This is a genomic window from Acinetobacter amyesii, from assembly GCF_002018365.1.
In the GTDB taxonomy this organism is placed as follows: domain Bacteria; phylum Pseudomonadota; class Gammaproteobacteria; order Pseudomonadales; family Moraxellaceae; genus Acinetobacter; species Acinetobacter amyesii.
This window is the reverse complement of sequence record NZ_MVKX01000006.1, coordinates 159,415-175,689: the sequence shown is the minus strand read 5'-3', so window position 1 is coordinate 175,689 and position 16,275 is coordinate 159,415. Positions and strand designations below refer to the sequence as shown.

Sequence of the window (16,275 nt, the reverse complement as noted above, 5' to 3'; positions counted from 1 at the left end):
AGGGGGAGATACTGGCCAAAAGCCGTCAATTAAAAGCTAGAATTGGGTTGGGTTAAAAATTCCAATTCCTCTGCTGTGGATGTTCTGCCCAATACCGCATTGCGATGCGGGTAACGTCCAAATCGATCAATAATCACTTTATGCTTTTTTTCAAATTCTAAGTTGATCGGATTGCCCAGTTGCTCAAATAATTTTAACGCGCTTTGATGGATTTTTGTCGATTCGCTATGCATAAAGGGCATATATAAAAATGAGCGCTGTTCAGGGCTTAATTGTAGATCTAAACCCTGCGCGATAGCTTCTTGTGCAAGCGCCAAAGCCAGTGCATCTTGGGCAAAAGCCAAGCCAGAGTCACGGAATAAATTTCGAGAAAATTGATCTAAAACAATAATTTCAGCCAATCGACCTTCGGCAGTAGTACGCCATTGCCACAGTTCTGCTTGACTGGCCGCTTGATGGATGTCTTTAAACTTTTTTTCGATTAAAACATCAAAATTATTGCTTTTAGCGAACCAATTAGGCTGATTTTCTGGGTTAAACCAAAATTCGAGAATATCTTGATAATTCATAAGTTTTAAGCATTATTAGCATATATTTGTTTATAAAATCACAAATTTCAAATGTCATATAGAGTAAGTTTGTGATAAAAAATTGCCAAAATAAAATCACGGTTTGTCTCAAAACTATACAGTGGGTCATATGCCCACTTCAAATCGCGTTATACTGATATAAACTGATGATTTTATTTTAGTAGTTTCTTCCATTTAAGCGAGATAGCAATGAGTCAACCCGAATCGACCTCTCAAGACATTTTACCGACTTGGGTAGATTCTTCGCTGATTAAAGGAATGTTGCGCGGTATTGAGCGTGAAAGCTTACGTATGCAAAGCAACGGTTTCTTGTCTCAGGCCGACCATCCCCAAGCTTTGGGTGCGGCTTTGACTCATCCGCATATTACGACAGACTATTCTGAAGCTTTAATGGAATTTATCACACCGCCAAAAGAAACCATTACCGAGGCGTTGAATTATCTGCAAGATATTCATGCTGTTGCGCATACGCATTTGGAACATGGTGAAAAACTTTGGCCGTTGTCGATGCCATGCATGTTGGATAAAGACGAAGACAGTATTCGTTTAGCGCAATATGGCAGCTCGAATATTGGGCGCTTTAAAACCTTGTACCGTCGTGGTTTAGGGGTGCGCTATGGTCGCCGAATGCAGACCATTTCAGGGGTGCATTATAATTTATCCTTCCCAGATCATTTCTTTGAAGCACTGCAACAGCACGAAACTGACGATGCTCTCAAAGCATTGAGCTTACAGGATTATCGCAGTCATCGTTATTTTGGCCTGATCCGTAATTTTATTCGTTTAACGCCATTGGTGATGTTTTTGGTTGGGGCGAGCCCGTCGGTGTGTAAATGTTTTATGACTGGACGTGAACACCAGCTGTTACCACTCTTAAAAGGCACGTTATTTTTACCTTATGCAACGGCGCTGCGTATGGGAAATTTTGGCTATCAAAATTCAGCACAAAAACAGTTAGGGATTCACTACAACGACATTCAGGCGTATTTGGAAGGTTTGCAAAAAGCGGTACATACCCCGTATGCCGCATTTAGTCATTTAGGTTTAAATGATGAACAGGGTGAACCGATTCAAATTAATGACCATGTGTTGCAAATTGAAAATGAATACTACAGTTTGGTTCGTCCGAAACAAGTGCCACAGGATGGTGAAACACCATCTGAAGCCCTGCAAAATCGTGGCGTAGGTTATGTTGAATTACGCGCGGTAGACGTCAATCCTTATAGCCCGATTGGGATCAATGAAGACACGGCAGGCTTGCTCGAAGTGGTGGCTTTATACTGTTTATTGCAAGACAGCCCAGCATTGTTAGATGCCGAACAAAATGAAATTGAGAAAAATCAGGCGGAAGTGGTAAACCGTGGTCGTGCGCCAAACGCAGTGATTTTACAGCAAGGCCAAGCGGTTCCAATTGAAACATGGTGTCGTACACATGTCGCTGCGATGCAACCGTTGGCTGAATTGCTGGATGATTCTTACAATACAGATATTTACACTCAGGCAATGGCTGTGATGCAATCACGCATCGATGAAGTCGATGAAACATTGTCGGCACGTATGATTAGCGATACTTTAGAACAAGGTGGAACTTGGGGCTTTGGTAGCTTTATGGCCTTACAACATGCTGAAGTGTATGAGCAGCATGTCTTGAGCCCTGAAACTGCAGCATACTTTGCACAAGCTGCTGAGCAGTCTTTAGAAAAACAGGCTCAACTTGAGCAAGACTGCACCTTGAGTTTTGAAGAATATTTGAAAAACTTTAGATAAAAAATTTAAGAGGATTTACCATGAAATGGAGTTTCCGCTTCGTGAGTGGTTTGTTGTTTTTAGCCAGCGTGATCGGTATGTCTTTTGCGCTGTTTTTAGAACATGTACAAGGCTTAGAACCTTGTCCGTTGTGCGTATTCCAACGTATTGGTTTGATTGGACTCGGCATTATTTCATTGATTGCGTTGATTCACAATCCAGCATCGAATTGGGGTAAACGCATTTACGCATTGTTGGGGACACTATCAATTCTATGGTCTGCTGGGGTGGCTGCGCGTCATATTTGGCTGCAAAATTTACCGCCAGACAAAGTACCTAGCTGTGGCCCGGGACTGGATTATTGGGTAGAAACGCTGCCCTTAAAATCAGTCTTTGAACAAGTACTGACCGGCTCTGGTGAGTGCGCCAAAGTAGATTGGACGTTCTTGGGGCAATCCTTACCGGTTTGGTCATTGGTGTTTTTTGCGGTCTTAACTTTGCTCAGTCTTTGGCAGTTATTGCGTAAATACCCAAGCAAACCAGTGCCACGTTTACGTGATAAATTCTAATTCAGTGATATATAAAAAAGCCCTCAGTTGAGGGCTTTTTTACGCATACACATGGTGGAAATTTTACGTTAGGGCAATGCCTTCCATACTTTCCAAGTCCATCATAAATTCATAGATATGATCACAAGCTTTATCGTCATTGTTTGGATAGAACCAATGCACGATTTGCTCGGCCACTTGCGGATGATGCTGAATTTCAAAATGGTTCAGGCCATAAAAAATCGCTTTATGTGAATCTGGCACTTTAAGCTGATAACGTGCATTTGGGTGTTCCCCCAATGCACTTTTTACACTGACCAAGTAATCTCCAATTACATGTCGCGTTTTATTGCGACGATGTTCATATTCGATGGTTCCTGCCACGAGGTAGGTATTGATATGTGATGGAATCGGGGCAGGCTTACGGTTGTCATCCATGAACCCAATGCGGACATCATTATGTTCCCAATCATCATCACGCACGCTGCCATAGCGCAAATCTAAAATGCCGTTACTGCGAATATTCACCACGTGCCCCACGATTTTGACCAAGGGGAAACGTCCCAATTGATCTTGCAGATGAAATCCGACACGTTCAAGTACCGCACCATGATGTGGTGAGCCCAAGCAGACTAGATTTTCAACTTGATGAATCCATTGATACATATTTTGTTTGCCATAAAAAATGGCACTACGGGACACTAAGCCCCCCATACTATGACCAATTAAGTCGATACTGGTAATACCCGGGTTGCGGCGGACCAAATCTTCTAATGTATTGGCAAGGCTACGGCCATTGGTCGAAATACGACGACCCGTGTTGTAATTTAAATACAGCATGGTGTTGTGGTCACGTTGTGACAGTAATTTCTCACCGATGCCGCCATATTTGGCTGTCGACCATGACAGATGATTCATGCAGAGCCCATGAATCAACAGGGTAATACGACCAGTTAATTCACCTTTTTGTACCGCACCATAATGGTCGTAAACCACCATCGGTAAGGCCATCGGGTTGTGATATTTCAGTAAATAGTCGCCCAAGACCCCATTCAGCGCGCCCACTAAAAAATGTAAAGACGGGGTGAGGGGTTTGTCGTGTAAGCGTGGGAATTTTTCAATAATGCTACGCAGCGTAGGTGCGAGTAAATAATTGCCATAATTGAAAAAGGTGTTGTAAGAAAATTCATAAATCCGTGCAATGGTCGGCTGCTTATGAAAGGCTTTCGAGCCTTGTTCGCTCATTCCAAAAATACTGATTAAAATTTCACGTTGAATGTTTTTGATCAAGTCATGCACGACATCACTAAAACGCATTGTCACGAGCTGTGCCAAACCTTCCAGAACATCAGCTTGACTGGGTGGTGTGCGATCCCATTTACAATAGGTTTCATGCAATGGTGTTAAGCTAGGCATAATGTTCCTATCCTTACATTCAATGCTATCCCTCGATTGTATTTATTACTGGAATAGCCTGAAGTTTCATTGTTTATTTTATAAAATTCTCACGAACAGCTTTTACAATACCGATAACAGACCAGTCGGTGAATGCCTTTTGTCTGACAATTTTACTAAAAATTCAAATTTATAAAATGTGACGCAGTTAACACTTATATGCCACTTTTAAAGCAATTTAAAGATCAATTTGGAATCAAAATGATGAATATTGTGTATTTGCATGGTTTTCAAAGTAACTCAAATTCAGTGAAAGGACAGATATTGCGGCGCTATTGCGCAGACTTAATTGGTGTGCACGTACATTTGCCAGATTTGAATATGCCACCGTTACAGGTGATGCAGCAGATGTCAGAGCTGATTGAAGGTTTGGATGATGTGGTTTTGGTGGGGAGTAGTTTAGGTGGCTTTTATGCGACGCAGTGGATGGCGCGCCATCACATTCCTGCGGTGCTCATCAATCCTGCGGTCTATCCATGGCAATTATTTCGCGATTTATTTGGCGAGACAGCATTGCCTTATCAGGTGACGGAAACGTGGTGCTTAGATGATGCACAGCTCAATCAAATGCAGGCTTTGGCTGTATCTAAGGTTGAGAACGCAGATCAACTGTTGGTCTTGCTCCAACAAGGTGATGAAACCTTGGATTATCGAGATGCCGCTGATTTTTATAGTGCGACTCAAGCCGGCATGGCCATGCTGATCACTGAGGTGGGTGGAACACATGGCATGGATGATTTTGCAGAAAAAATACCGATGCTCTTGCAGTTTTTGTCCGATGCTGTCAAAAATATGCCTAAATAAAATGATCCAATACAAATGCTGACCAGCTAGATCTAACATACAAAAAATGGGCAGTTACGACATCATTTGACGTTTAAATTGTTTAAGAAAATGGCGGCTGATCGCAAGAGATATGCATTTTAATAAAAAAGCATATACTGTAGCGCTTGAAGAAATGTTTTAACCAAAAAAGCAGGGAATTTTGCAACGTGACGCAATATACGGCTCAATCACTTGAAGTTTTATCTGGCCTAGATCCGGTACGTCGTCGTCCGGGGATGTATACAGACACTACACGACCAAACCATTTGGCGCAGGAAGTGATAGATAACGCCGTCGATGAAGCGCTTGCAGGACATGCCAATAAAATTACCGTGACAGTGTATAAAGATGGCTCATTGTCAGTTGAAGATAATGGTCGTGGGATGCCAGTTGACATCCATCCTGAGTATGGTCAAAGCGGGATTGAAATCATTCTGACCAAACTACATGCCGGCGGTAAATTCAGCACAGACAATTATCAATTTTCAGGTGGTTTGCATGGTGTAGGGATTTCTGTCGTCAATGCATTGTCCAACCGTGTTGAGGTAGAAGTTCAACGTCATGGCAACCTGTATAAAATGGCCTTTGAACACGGTGAACCAGTTGCGCCACTGGAGGTTTTAGAAGGTAAATGTGCCAAACGTGCGACAGGAACGACTGTGCATTTTTGGCCTGAAGCGAAATATTTTGACTCACCTAAATTTGCCTTAAAAGCGCTTAAACATAATTTAAAAGCTAAAGCAGTATTGGCAGCCGGTCTACAAATCATTTATGTCGATCAAATCAATAACGAAAAAATTGAATGGCAGTTTGAAAATGGTCTGGTTGACTATTTGATGGATGAACTGCAAGACCGTGATATCGTTCCTGCTCCTGCATTTGTGGCGACTGGTGAGGCAGAGCGTGCCAGCGCTGAGTTTGCGATTTGTTGGAATGTGGAAGGCGGTGAGTCCATTCAAGAGTCGTATGTCAATCTCATCCCGACCGCGCAAGGCGGTACCCATGTCAACGGCTTACGTTCAGGTGTGACAGATGCGATTCGTGAATTCTGTGAATTACGGAATTTATTGCCACGGAATATGAAACTGTCTGCCGAAGATGTATGGGATGGTGTCAACTTTATTCTGTCTTTGAAATTCCAAGAGCCACAATTTTCGGGTCAAACCAAAGAACGACTTTCAAGCCGTGAAGCCTCTGGTGTGGTGTTAAATATTGCCAAAGATGCTTTTGCACTGTGGCTGAATCAAAACTCCGATATTGCCATGCAACTGGCTGAAATGGTGATTGCTAAGGCTGGTCGCCGTTTAAAAGCTGCGAAAAAAGTGGAACGTAAAAAGATCGTTTCAGGTCCAGCTTTACCGGGTAAATTGGCCGACTGTGTGGGCCATACCCTCGAAGAATCAGAACTGTTTATTGTGGAAGGGGATTCTGCAGGTGGTTCTGCCAAGCAAGCACGTGATAAGAACTTCCAAGCGATCATGCCGATCCGCGGTAAAATTTTAAATACTTGGGAAGTGTCTTCTGATGAAGTCTTAGCATCGCAAGAAGTACATGATATTGCGATTGCGATTGGTGTAGATCCGGGCAGTGATGATTTATCAGAACTACGTTATGGCAAGATTTGTATCTTGGCCGATGCCGACTCAGATGGTTTGCACATTGCGACTTTACTCTGTGCATTGTTCGTCAAACATTTCCATACTTTGGTTGAGGAAGGACATCTGTTTGTGGCGATGCCACCGCTGTTCCGTATAGATGACAATAAAGATGTGCACTATGCCTTGGATGAAGATGAACTAGAAAGCATCTTAAAGAAATGTAAAACCAAAAATCCTCAAATCACACGATTTAAAGGATTGGGCGAGATGAACGCGAGTCAGCTGCGTGAAACGACTATGGATCCCGATACACGTCGTTTAGTGCAACTGGACTTGGATGACGTACAGTTTACTTCAGGTTTACTCGACAAATTATTGGCGAAGAAGCGCTCTTCAGACCGTAAACATTGGTTGGAACAGAAGGGTAATTTGGCCGATTTAGCGGTTTAAAATTGCAACAAGGAAAAAACCACGCAAGTGGTTTTTTTTTGCTTCAAATTTAGGAAAAGCTGCATGATTTGTGTGCCAAAACACCGTGTTTTTTGAAAAACGTCGCAAAATTGTTCAATTATAGGTCAAATGTTGGATACAAGTTTGTATGCATCTTTGCGGTGATTTTACGATTTTTGAATCGACCCATAAAAAATTAAAAGCAAATTTTATGATTGTAACTATATGAAAAATAACATTTAAAAATAAATAAAAGCACTCAATTAAAATAAAAAATAAGGCTTGGCACAGTTATTGAATTGCTCTGTTGTGATGAAAGACAACAAATGCATTTTAAAAATGTGACATACAAGCTTAGGTTGGGAGTGTGAATAATGTTTCAACGCAATGTATTTGCTAAAAGTATTTTAGCGGCAACGATGACTGGGGCGATTGCTTTAACGGGCTGTTCAAAACCTACAGAAGAAAAAACAGAAAGCGCTGCATCTGAACCAAAAGCCGCTGCAGCAAGTGGTGACACCATTAAAGTTGGGATCTTACATTCGCTGTCAGGCACGATGGCGATCTCAGAAACTTCTCTGAAAGATACGGCCTTGATGGCGATTAATGAAATTAATGCCAATGGTGGGGTCTTGGGCAAAAAATTAGAACCTGTGGTGGTTGATCCAGCATCGGACTGGCCATTATTTGCGGAAAAAACCCGTCAGTTGATTACCCAAGACAAAGTAGCCGTGATTTTTGGTTGCTGGACGTCGGTATCTCGTAAGTCGGTTTTACCCGTGGTTGAAGAATTAAATGGCTTATTGTTCTACCCTGTTCAGTATGAAGGTCAGGAACAGTCTAAAAATATTTTCTACACAGGTGCAGCACCGAATCAGCAAGCGATTCCTGCTGTTGAATATCTGATGAGTGAAGAGGGTGGTAAGGCAGAACGCTTTGTACTATTGGGCACAGACTATGTTTACCCACGTACCACCAACAAAATCTTACGTGCATTCTTGAAGTCGAAAGGCATTGCCGATGCAGACATCATGGAAGAATATACCCCATTTGGTCATAGCAACTATCAAACCATTGTGGGCAATGTGAAGAAGTTTGCGGCAGGGAAAAAGACTGCTGTGATCTCGACCATTAACGGCGATTCAAATGTGCCGTTCTATCGTGAATTGGGCAACCAAGGCATCAAAGCTGCGGATATTCCAGTGATGGCCTTCTCTGTAGGTGAAGAGGAATTACGCGGTATCGATACCAAGCCGCTGGTCGGACACTTAGCGTCGTGGAACTACTTCATGTCAGTGAAAAATCCAGTGAATACTGAATTCACCAACAAAATGAAGCAGTATGCGGTGGAGTACAAACTGCCAAATGCCGATAAATTTGTGACCAATGACCCGATGGAAGCTACCTATGTCGGCATCAATATGTGGAAACAAGCGGTAGAAAAAGCAGGAAGCACAGATGTCGATAAAGTGCGTGAAGCTATGGCCGGCCAAGAATTTAAAGCGCCATCGGGCTATACCTTGCAAATGGATGCGTCGAACCATCATTTGCATAAACCAGTCATGATTGGTCAGATCCGTGCCGATGGTCAGTTTGATGTGGTACACAAAACGGCAAAAACCATTGCTGCAGAGCCATGGAGCCCGTACATCCCGAAATAATTCAATCCGAATGCCTGCTGCCATTGTGTAGTGGGCATGTTTTGATGTGATCCCTAGATGGGGTTGTTCTATTACTCAATAGGGATGCTTATAAGATGAAAAAATTACGCAATTTCCCGATCCTTTTTCTATTCCTGAGCCAATTATTTTGTCTGCAAATCGTGCATGCAGAAACAGCAGCGGATGTGGTGCCTACGGTGCAATCTGTGCAGCAAGGCGACGCCATTCAGCAATTTGTTCGCGGGAGTTTTACCGAGCGACGCAGTTTATTGAATCAATGGCCGGGCGATATTGAATCCTTAGATCAGTTGGCTGCATTGGTCGAAAAAGACCAGTTATATAGTGGTCAAAGTGGTCAAACCTATATTTTAGAAACTGACGAAAAATTATTGAGCTATCCGGATTTGCAAACCGTGACGGATTGGCCTGCCGATTTATCCCAAGTCACCTTGGTGAATACCCTTCGTAAAGCCTTAACTTTTGCGCAAGCGAAAGAAAAGCTTCAATCGGATGATTTAAACCAGCGTTTAGATGCGATCGATATTTTAGAAAATAACTTGGCTGAGTTGGATGTTAAAAATATTAATCAATTGTATTTAAATGAAAAAAATAACAAAGTTAAAGCCCGTTTAGCGCAGCTCAAAGCACGCTTGGATTATCAAAACCCCGATGTATTACAAAAAATACAGGCGGCTAAAGTGCTGCAAGATTCTAACCGTCCCGATGTGTTGGCAATGGTGGAGCAGGAATTACAACAAGCCAATCTGCATCCCGAGTTAAAAGCTGCACTGACAGAAGCCAAGAGCAATATTAAAACCCGTATTCAGGCCAGTGAATGGACTGGACATGTCTTTTCAGGTCTCAGCACGGCCAGTATTTTACTGCTTGCAGCGTTGGGACTAGCCATCACTTATGGTCTGCTAGGCGTAATTAACATGGCGCATGGTGAACTGATTATGATCGGGGCCTATACCACGTATGTGGTGCAAAGCCTGTTTAAGAGTTATCTCAGTAGCTATGTCGATTGGTACCTCATTGCCGCGATTCCTGCCGCATTTATTGTAAGCGCTTTGATCGGCATGTTGATTGAACGTACTGTTATTCGTCCCTTGTATGGCCGTCAATTGGAAACACTATTAGCCACCTTTGGTGTGAGCTTAATTTTAATGCAAGTGGTGCGCATGGTTTTTGGTGCGCAGAATGTCGAGGTGTCAAATATTTCTTGGCTGTCAGGAGGGATCGCTGTGACACCGAGCCTGATGCTGCCTTATAACCGCATTGCCATTATTGGCTTTACCGTTGCGGTACTGTTGTTGCTGGTTTACTTGCTGAATAAAACCCGTTTTGGTTTATTTGTTCGTGCCGTGACGCAAAACCGTCAAATGGCACAGGCCGTAGGTATCCGTTCTAGCCGCATTGACATGATGGCTTTTGGCTTAGGTTCGGGTCTTGCAGGTCTTGCAGGCTGTGCCTTAGCACAAGTCGGAAATGTCGGTCCTGATCTAGGTCAAAACTATATTATCGATGCGTTCTTGGTGGTTGTGGTTGGCGGTGTTGGCCAAGTATGGGGCGCAGTATTGGCGGCCTTAGGTCTAGGTGTCAGTGGCACAGTGTTGGAAATCGGCATGGGTGCGGTCTTAGCGAAAATTATTCTACTGGTTCTTGTGATTTTGTTTATTCAAAAACGTCCACAAGGTTTGTTTGCCATCAAAGGCCGTTTTGTGGAGTAAGCGCATGAAAATCACTTCGTTATTATCGGATAAACCTTATAGCGGTATGGCGATTGCCGTGTGCTTTGCCATTTTACTGATTTTACCTTGGTTACATGTATTACCCGCCGATTCAGCACTGCATTTATCAGCGTATTGGGTCACGCTCATTGGCAAGATTATGTGTCTTGCCTTGGTGGCATTGGCTTTAGATTTGGTTTGGGGCTATGCCGGGATTTTAAGTTTGGGGCATGGTCTGTACTTTGCCTTGGGCGGCTATGCCTTCGGTATGTATCTCATGCGTGAAGCGGCAGGCGATGGCTTACCCGACTTTATGCGCTTTTTGAGTTGGACTGAGCTACCGTGGTACTGGATGGGCACTGAACATATCGTGTGGGCATTGGCTTTGGTGGTTTTAGTCCCGGGACTGATTGCCTTCATTTTTGGCTTCTTTGCCTTCCGCTCCAAAATTAAAGGCGTGTATTTTTCAATTATTACCCAAGCCATGACCTTTGCTGCGGCGCTACTGTTTTTCCGCAATGAAACAGGCTTTGGCGGTAACAACGGCTTTACCGGTTTTAAAACCATCTTAGGCATGGATATTACCGCTGCACCAATGCGTGCAACCCTGTGTTTCCTCACGGCACTGACTTTGCTTATCTGTTTTGTCGGTTTACGTCACCTGATGAATAAACCCTATGGTCGTGTACTTGGTGCAATTCGTGACAGTGAAAACCGTTTGCAATATTTGGGTTACCGCACCTTATGGTACAAGCTCTCTGCATGGGTCTTGTCCGCAGTGATCGCAGGGATTGCAGGCGCTCTGTATGTCCCTCAAGTCGGCATTATTAACCCGAGTGAGATGAACCCTGTCAATTCGATTGAAATGGCGGTGTGGGTGGCTGCAGGGGGGCGCGGTACGCTGATTGGCCCAATTTTGGGTGCAGGTTTAATTAATGGGGTGAAGACCTATTTCACGGTGGCTTATCCAGAGGCATGGCTATTGATTTTAGGTGCGCTATTTATTGTGGTAACGATATTCCTGCCAAAAGGCGTGATTGGGCTATTAGAGCGGTTTAAAAAGGAGCGCAGCGAATGAATGATCAATGGGTTCAACCGCATGGCGGCCATGCCGCTGAAGGCTATGGACGACCGAAGGAGCAGGGTGCGGATTTCAGTCACGGGATTGCCCTGTATTTGGAAAAAGTCAGCGTTTGGTTTGATTCTTTCCGCGCATTAAATGATTTGTCGTTATATATCAAAGAGGGTGAACTTCGCTGCATCATTGGTCCCAATGGTGCAGGCAAAACCACGCTGATGGATGTGATTACGGGGAAAACTCGCCCAACAGAAGGTTCGGCTTTTTTTGGGCAAACCTATGATTTGGCAAAAATGAGCACGGAGCAAATAGCTGAAGCCGGAATCGGTCGTAAGTTTCAAAAGCCTACTGTATTTGAAAATTTTACTGTGATGGAAAACCTGTTATTGGCAGCACCGAAAGATAAACGGGTGAAAAAGAGTTTTTTCAGCAAACTCGATCCAGATGCGCAAAACGCCTTGGACGAATCTTTAGCACAAATCCGCTTAGAAGAATTAATCCATAAACCGGCAGGGCTGTTGTCACATGGTCAAAAGCAGTGGTTAGAAATAGGCATGCTACTGATGCAGCGTCCAAAGTTGATTCTGCTAGATGAACCCGTAGCAGGGATGACCGATGCTGAAACAGAGCGCACTGCTGAGCTGTGTTTAGAGTTGAAAAAGAACCATACCCTTATCGTGGTTGAACATGACATGAGCTTTATTGACACCATCAGTGAAAAAGTCACCGTATTGGCGCAAGGTGCGATTTTGGCAGAGGGTACATTGGCCGAAGTTCAAGCCAATGAAGATGTCATTGAAAAATATCTCGGACGTTAAGGAGCAGACCATGTTAGAAGTCAAAGACGTCAATCAGTTCTATGGCGGCAGTCATATTTTAAGAGATGTGACATTTGCCGCTCCTGTGGGCGCATGTTCGGTGGTGCTCGGGCGAAATGGTGTGGGTAAAACCACCCTCTTAAAATGTTTAATGGGCATTTTACCGATCAAGTCAGGGCAGATCTTACTGGATGGCAAAGACATATCTAAGCTGAGTCCAGAGCAACGTGTACGTGAAGGCTTAGCTTATGTACCGCAAGGGCGGGATATTTTCTCGACCTTGACCGTTGAAGAAAATATTCTGATTGGGATGGCAAAATTTAAGGGCGCTAAGACCCGAAAAGTGCCAGAACATCTCTATGAGATTTTCCCCGTATTGGATGAAATGAAACATCGACGAGGTGGAGATTTATCTGGTGGTCAGCAGCAACAATTGGCGATTGCCCGTGCGCTCGCTTCCGAACCACGGGTATTGATTTTAGATGAACCGACCGAAGGCATTCAGCCCTCGATTATTAAAGACATTGGCCGTGTGATTCGTCAGTTAGCCGATGGCGGAGAAATGGCGATTGTTTTGGTTGAGCAGTTTTATGATTTTGCAGAAGAACTGGCAGATGAATATACCGTGATGGCGCGGGGGCAAGTGATTGCGCAAGGTGTAGGTAGTGAAATGCCTGAAAAGGGCATTCGGGAACTGGTGGCGATTTAACATTTAGTTGACTGCGATGTGTGGCGGGCTTGTATGAATCAAGCTCGTTACTCTTTTCATTCAATTTACTACGATCAAAAAATCGTTGCTGGTCATGGCAGTGGCATCAAAAAAACGAGGGGCTTCAAAAAAAATTTGTTTTAAGCCATAAGCTTAAGTTGTTCTCAGCATCGTTATTTGAAGCTTCAGCATCTAGTGCTTAAATGATGCTAAGCGCAGTACTGAAACTTGGGTAAAAGGCGAATTGGAATCCATCAGTATTCGATCAAATGCGGCCGAATATACAAAATATCTGCTTTATTTTTGTGTGGATTACATTAATCTAAATGTACGACATAACAAGAAGATAAGAATATGGACGCGATATTATATTTGATCCCACCGAATGATTTGGAAACACTGATTTTAGAAGCAGAAACCCCTCAAGATGTCTTGGATTCACCCTTTGTACAACACTCCTTTTTTTTAGGGGAGGCATGGCAAGAGTTGAATCCATTATTAAGTGTGAACAGTGACTCAGCTGCGGCACTGAGTTATGCCATTCAGGCAGAACATCCATTGTCAGAGCGACGACCGGGACTGAGCCTTGCAGTGCATTACAATACTGTAGTTCGCGTTGCAGAAATCCATCAGGCATTACAACAGTTAAGCGTGGATGAAATCAAAAAACGTTATTTGGTCACGATTGCAGAAACCGCACCTGAGCAAGAGCTTAAATTGGCCGAATTAAAACTGCTTTTTTTACAGTTACAAGATCTTTATCGTGATGCGGTGCGTCATAATTTATCGGTGCTGAGTGTGATACAAGATGGTATTCGTTTGGATAAATTACCATAAACACAGCTCAACACGGGCTATAACTGAAGTTGCATCAGGACCAGATCACGCCATTCACCAAATTTTTGTCCCACTTCAGGCATATAACCTGTTTGCTTAAAGCCTAATTTTTTGTGCAGGGCAATCGAGGCGCTATTGCCGTGATCAATGCCTGCAATCATCACATGTATATTTTGGCTTTTGGCATGCTGAATTAGGTGCTCCAATAGTTGCTGACCAAGACCCTGTCGAGCATAGTTTGGGTCAATATAGACAGAATGCTCAACAGTATGTCGATAGCCAGCAAAATGACGGAAAGAACCATAGTCAGCATAACCGGCGATTTGCTGTTGATCCTGATCTTCAATCACCACAAATGGAAAATTTTGCTTTTGGAATTCCAGCAATTTCTGTTGAAAAGAGTCAAGGGTATAAGCTTGATCATTCCATGTCGCAAAGCCGTTGAGAACTTCATGATTATATATTGCGAGAATGGCCGCTAAGTCTTGTGGAATTGCAGGTCGAATGAGAAAAGACATGCGCAAATTTCTGATAAAAATAAAGTCAATTTAAAAACTTAGGCATAAAAAAAGCAAGGTCATGAACCTTGCTTTTTTCTTCATAGTGTTCTGAGTCGAACTTAGAAGTGGTATTTCACCAATGCGCTGACATCGTTTTGGTCTACGCCTTTAATACCAAATTTGTTGTTCCAAACTGAATGTTCGATACCAACATATAACTTAGTTTTTGGTGAAATGTGTTTACCCACATTCCATTTGTATTGAGATGTCCAGTTTAATTCACTTGCATGGTCTGCTTCAGCAGTTGACCAGTCAAGGAAGGCATCTGCTAAAAACTCTTCTGAACCTAGTTTGAACGGCACTGCATAAGTGATCGTCATTTGATAATCATCTTTAGTCTTGTCGTTTGCCGCTTTATAGAAGTTCACATTCGCATATTGTGTATATGGAATATCGAGAGAGAAACCTACACCGTACAAGAAGTTGTTAAATTCAGAGTTGTGGTGATCGTAACCCGCATTATGTTCCCAAGTCGTTGCAATAAGAACGTCTTTGATTGGACCCATAGAAAGGTCTTTACCAGAAACTTCACCTAAGCTTAAACGTGGCGCTAATTCTGCATAAGTTGATTGATCATCGTTACCATCCAATTGTTGGTCAACGAAGAAGAATACATCTGAATATTTCAATTTAGCTGCATATTCGGCTGTGATCGTTGTACGGTCTTCAGTACCAACTTCATAGTTTTCACCATATAAGCCAGTTAAGCTGAAATCTTGCCATACGATAGGTGAAGCTTGAGTGAAAGCAGCAGCAGATGCTAATGCACATGATGCAACGATTTGTGTAAGTTTCATTAAAAAATATCTCCCCCGAGAAGCACTGAAAGCATACAGATTATTAAGCAAAAATAAAGCCAAATTTTACTCAACGGCAAAATTGTTTTGTAATTTGAAGGGGAAATACGCTGTGAATGATCGATGATGGTAAAAGCGAGATTTTGAGTTTGAATGGAATTGTGCAAATAGAAGGTGGACGTCGAGGAAATGCACAAAAATATGACCCAAATCAATTAAAACAATGCAAATCTACAATAAAGTCTTACTTTTTGTATGGATATTAAAAAAATATCAAAATAGCACTTGCAAAATTCTAACTTAAGACCGATATTCGAAGTATAAGGACACGGATCTGCAGACTCTAAAGTGTTCATCATTCAATGTGGAGGACGACGTTCCATACAAAGTTGAAGATGGTCATTGCTGTAACATTTACAGCAAATGTAACGTGCCAAGATAATAAGTTTTGCACAAATTTTTATAGCTAATACAGATAGATATGAGGATGATATTATGAACATTGAAATCCGTACAGATAAAAACATTATAAACAGTGATCGACTAATTACATACGTTCGTGCAGAACTTAATGAAGAATTTCAGCGCCATAGTGAACGCATTACCCACTTTTCGGTGCATTTAAGTGATGAAAATGGGGATAAGGGCGGCAGCGACGACATTAAATGTATGATTGAAGCGCGTCCAGCAGGTTTGAAGCCTGTCGTGGTCAACCATCGTGGTCATAATGTAGATACAGCTATTCACGGTGCAATTGATCGACTTAAACGTAGTCTTGAACATGTATTCGAAAAGAAAGAGAACCCACGCAGTACGCAACCTGCTTTTGCTGAAGCGGATGACAGCGTAGACGACGAATAAGTCTCAAAATTT

15 protein-coding genes are annotated in these 16,275 nt (G+C 42.8%); 11 read left to right on the top strand and 4 right to left on the bottom strand.

The genetic code is table 11. From position 1 onward, the window contains the following. Positions 1-29: 29 nt before the first annotated feature. A complete protein-coding gene (locus tag B1202_RS10820) occupies positions 30-569 on the bottom strand; it encodes a DUF924 family protein (RefSeq protein WP_078190604.1) in 540 nt (179 codons plus the stop codon). Positions 570-779: 210 nt separating this feature from the next. Between B1202_RS10820 and gshA the strand changes: the two genes are divergently transcribed. Together gshA and B1202_RS10810 are read left to right on the top strand one after the other, a co-directional pair. Continuing rightward, the gene (gene gshA / locus B1202_RS10815; protein ID WP_078190603.1) at positions 780-2,357 is read left to right on the top strand and encodes a glutamate--cysteine ligase; all 1,578 of its coding nucleotides are present in this window, start codon (positions 780-782) and stop codon (positions 2,355-2,357) included. Positions 2,358-2,377: 20 nt separating this feature from the next. Beyond that, on the top strand, positions 2,378-2,905 hold the full coding sequence (locus tag B1202_RS10810; protein WP_078190602.1) for a disulfide bond formation protein B: 528 nt from the start codon (positions 2,378-2,380) through the stop codon (positions 2,903-2,905). Between the two features lie 63 nt (positions 2,906-2,968). Here the strand turns inward: B1202_RS10810 and B1202_RS10805 are convergent, their stop codons facing one another. After that, positions 2,969-4,300, bottom strand: a complete 1,332-nt coding sequence (locus B1202_RS10805) for an alpha/beta hydrolase (RefSeq protein ID WP_078190601.1) — start codon at positions 4,298-4,300, stop codon at positions 2,969-2,971. A gap of 243 nt (positions 4,301-4,543) precedes the next feature. On the opposite strand from B1202_RS10805, the gene B1202_RS10800 reads away from it, so the two are divergent. The 8 genes from B1202_RS10800 to B1202_RS10765 all read left to right on the top strand — a co-directional run bounded on the left by B1202_RS10800 (position 4,544) and on the right by B1202_RS10765 (position 14,045). Further along, a complete protein-coding gene (locus B1202_RS10800; RefSeq protein ID WP_078190673.1) occupies positions 4,544-5,143 on the top strand; it encodes a YqiA/YcfP family alpha/beta fold hydrolase in 600 nt (199 codons plus the stop codon). Positions 5,144-5,331: 188 nt separating this feature from the next. Further along, on the top strand, positions 5,332-7,212 hold the full coding sequence (parE, locus tag B1202_RS10795; RefSeq protein WP_078190600.1) for a DNA topoisomerase IV subunit B: 1,881 nt from the start codon (positions 5,332-5,334) through the stop codon (positions 7,210-7,212). Positions 7,213-7,586: 374 nt separating this feature from the next. Next, positions 7,587-8,873, top strand: coding sequence for an urea ABC transporter substrate-binding protein (gene urtA / locus B1202_RS10790; RefSeq protein ID WP_078190599.1), 1,287 nt, complete (start codon positions 7,587-7,589; stop codon positions 8,871-8,873). 95 nt (positions 8,874-8,968) lie between these two features. Then, entirely contained in the window at positions 8,969-10,603 is a 1,635-nt protein-coding gene (urtB, locus tag B1202_RS10785; RefSeq protein ID WP_078190598.1) for an urea ABC transporter permease subunit UrtB, read from the top strand. A 4-nt stretch (positions 10,604-10,607) separates the two neighbouring features. After that, positions 10,608-11,681 (top strand): urea ABC transporter permease subunit UrtC, encoded by a 1,074-nt coding sequence (urtC, locus tag B1202_RS10780; protein ID WP_078190597.1) that lies wholly within the window; start codon positions 10,608-10,610, stop codon positions 11,679-11,681. Further along, on the top strand, positions 11,678-12,499 hold the full coding sequence (gene urtD / locus B1202_RS10775; RefSeq protein ID WP_068532837.1) for an urea ABC transporter ATP-binding protein UrtD: 822 nt from the start codon (positions 11,678-11,680) through the stop codon (positions 12,497-12,499). The genes urtC and urtD overlap by 4 nt, the downstream gene beginning before the upstream one ends. 10 nt (positions 12,500-12,509) lie before the next feature. Next, positions 12,510-13,208: an urea ABC transporter ATP-binding subunit UrtE gene (gene urtE / locus B1202_RS10770; RefSeq protein ID WP_068532840.1), complete on the top strand. Its 699-nt coding sequence runs from the start codon at positions 12,510-12,512 to the stop codon at positions 13,206-13,208. A 354-nt stretch (positions 13,209-13,562) separates the two neighbouring features. Continuing rightward, positions 13,563-14,045: a DUF1877 family protein gene (locus B1202_RS10765; RefSeq protein WP_078190596.1), complete on the top strand. Its 483-nt coding sequence runs from the start codon at positions 13,563-13,565 to the stop codon at positions 14,043-14,045. 17 nt (positions 14,046-14,062) lie between these two features. Here the strand turns inward: B1202_RS10765 and B1202_RS10760 are convergent, their stop codons facing one another. Together B1202_RS10760 and B1202_RS10755 are read right to left on the bottom strand one after the other, a co-directional pair. Beyond that, a complete protein-coding gene (locus B1202_RS10760; RefSeq protein WP_078190595.1) occupies positions 14,063-14,563 on the bottom strand; it encodes a GNAT family N-acetyltransferase in 501 nt (166 codons plus the stop codon). A 101-nt stretch (positions 14,564-14,664) separates the two neighbouring features. Continuing rightward, positions 14,665-15,402 carry an outer membrane protein OmpK gene (locus B1202_RS10755; RefSeq protein ID WP_078190594.1) on the bottom strand — a complete coding sequence of 246 codons (738 nt, stop codon included), beginning with the start codon at positions 15,400-15,402 and terminating at the stop codon, positions 14,665-14,667. Between the two features lie 495 nt (positions 15,403-15,897). Here B1202_RS10755 and B1202_RS10750 point away from each other — a divergent pair, with 495 nt between their 5' ends. Continuing rightward, positions 15,898-16,263, top strand: coding sequence for an HPF/RaiA family ribosome-associated protein (locus B1202_RS10750; RefSeq protein ID WP_078190593.1), 366 nt, complete (start codon positions 15,898-15,900; stop codon positions 16,261-16,263). Positions 16,264-16,275 lie beyond the last annotated feature (12 nt).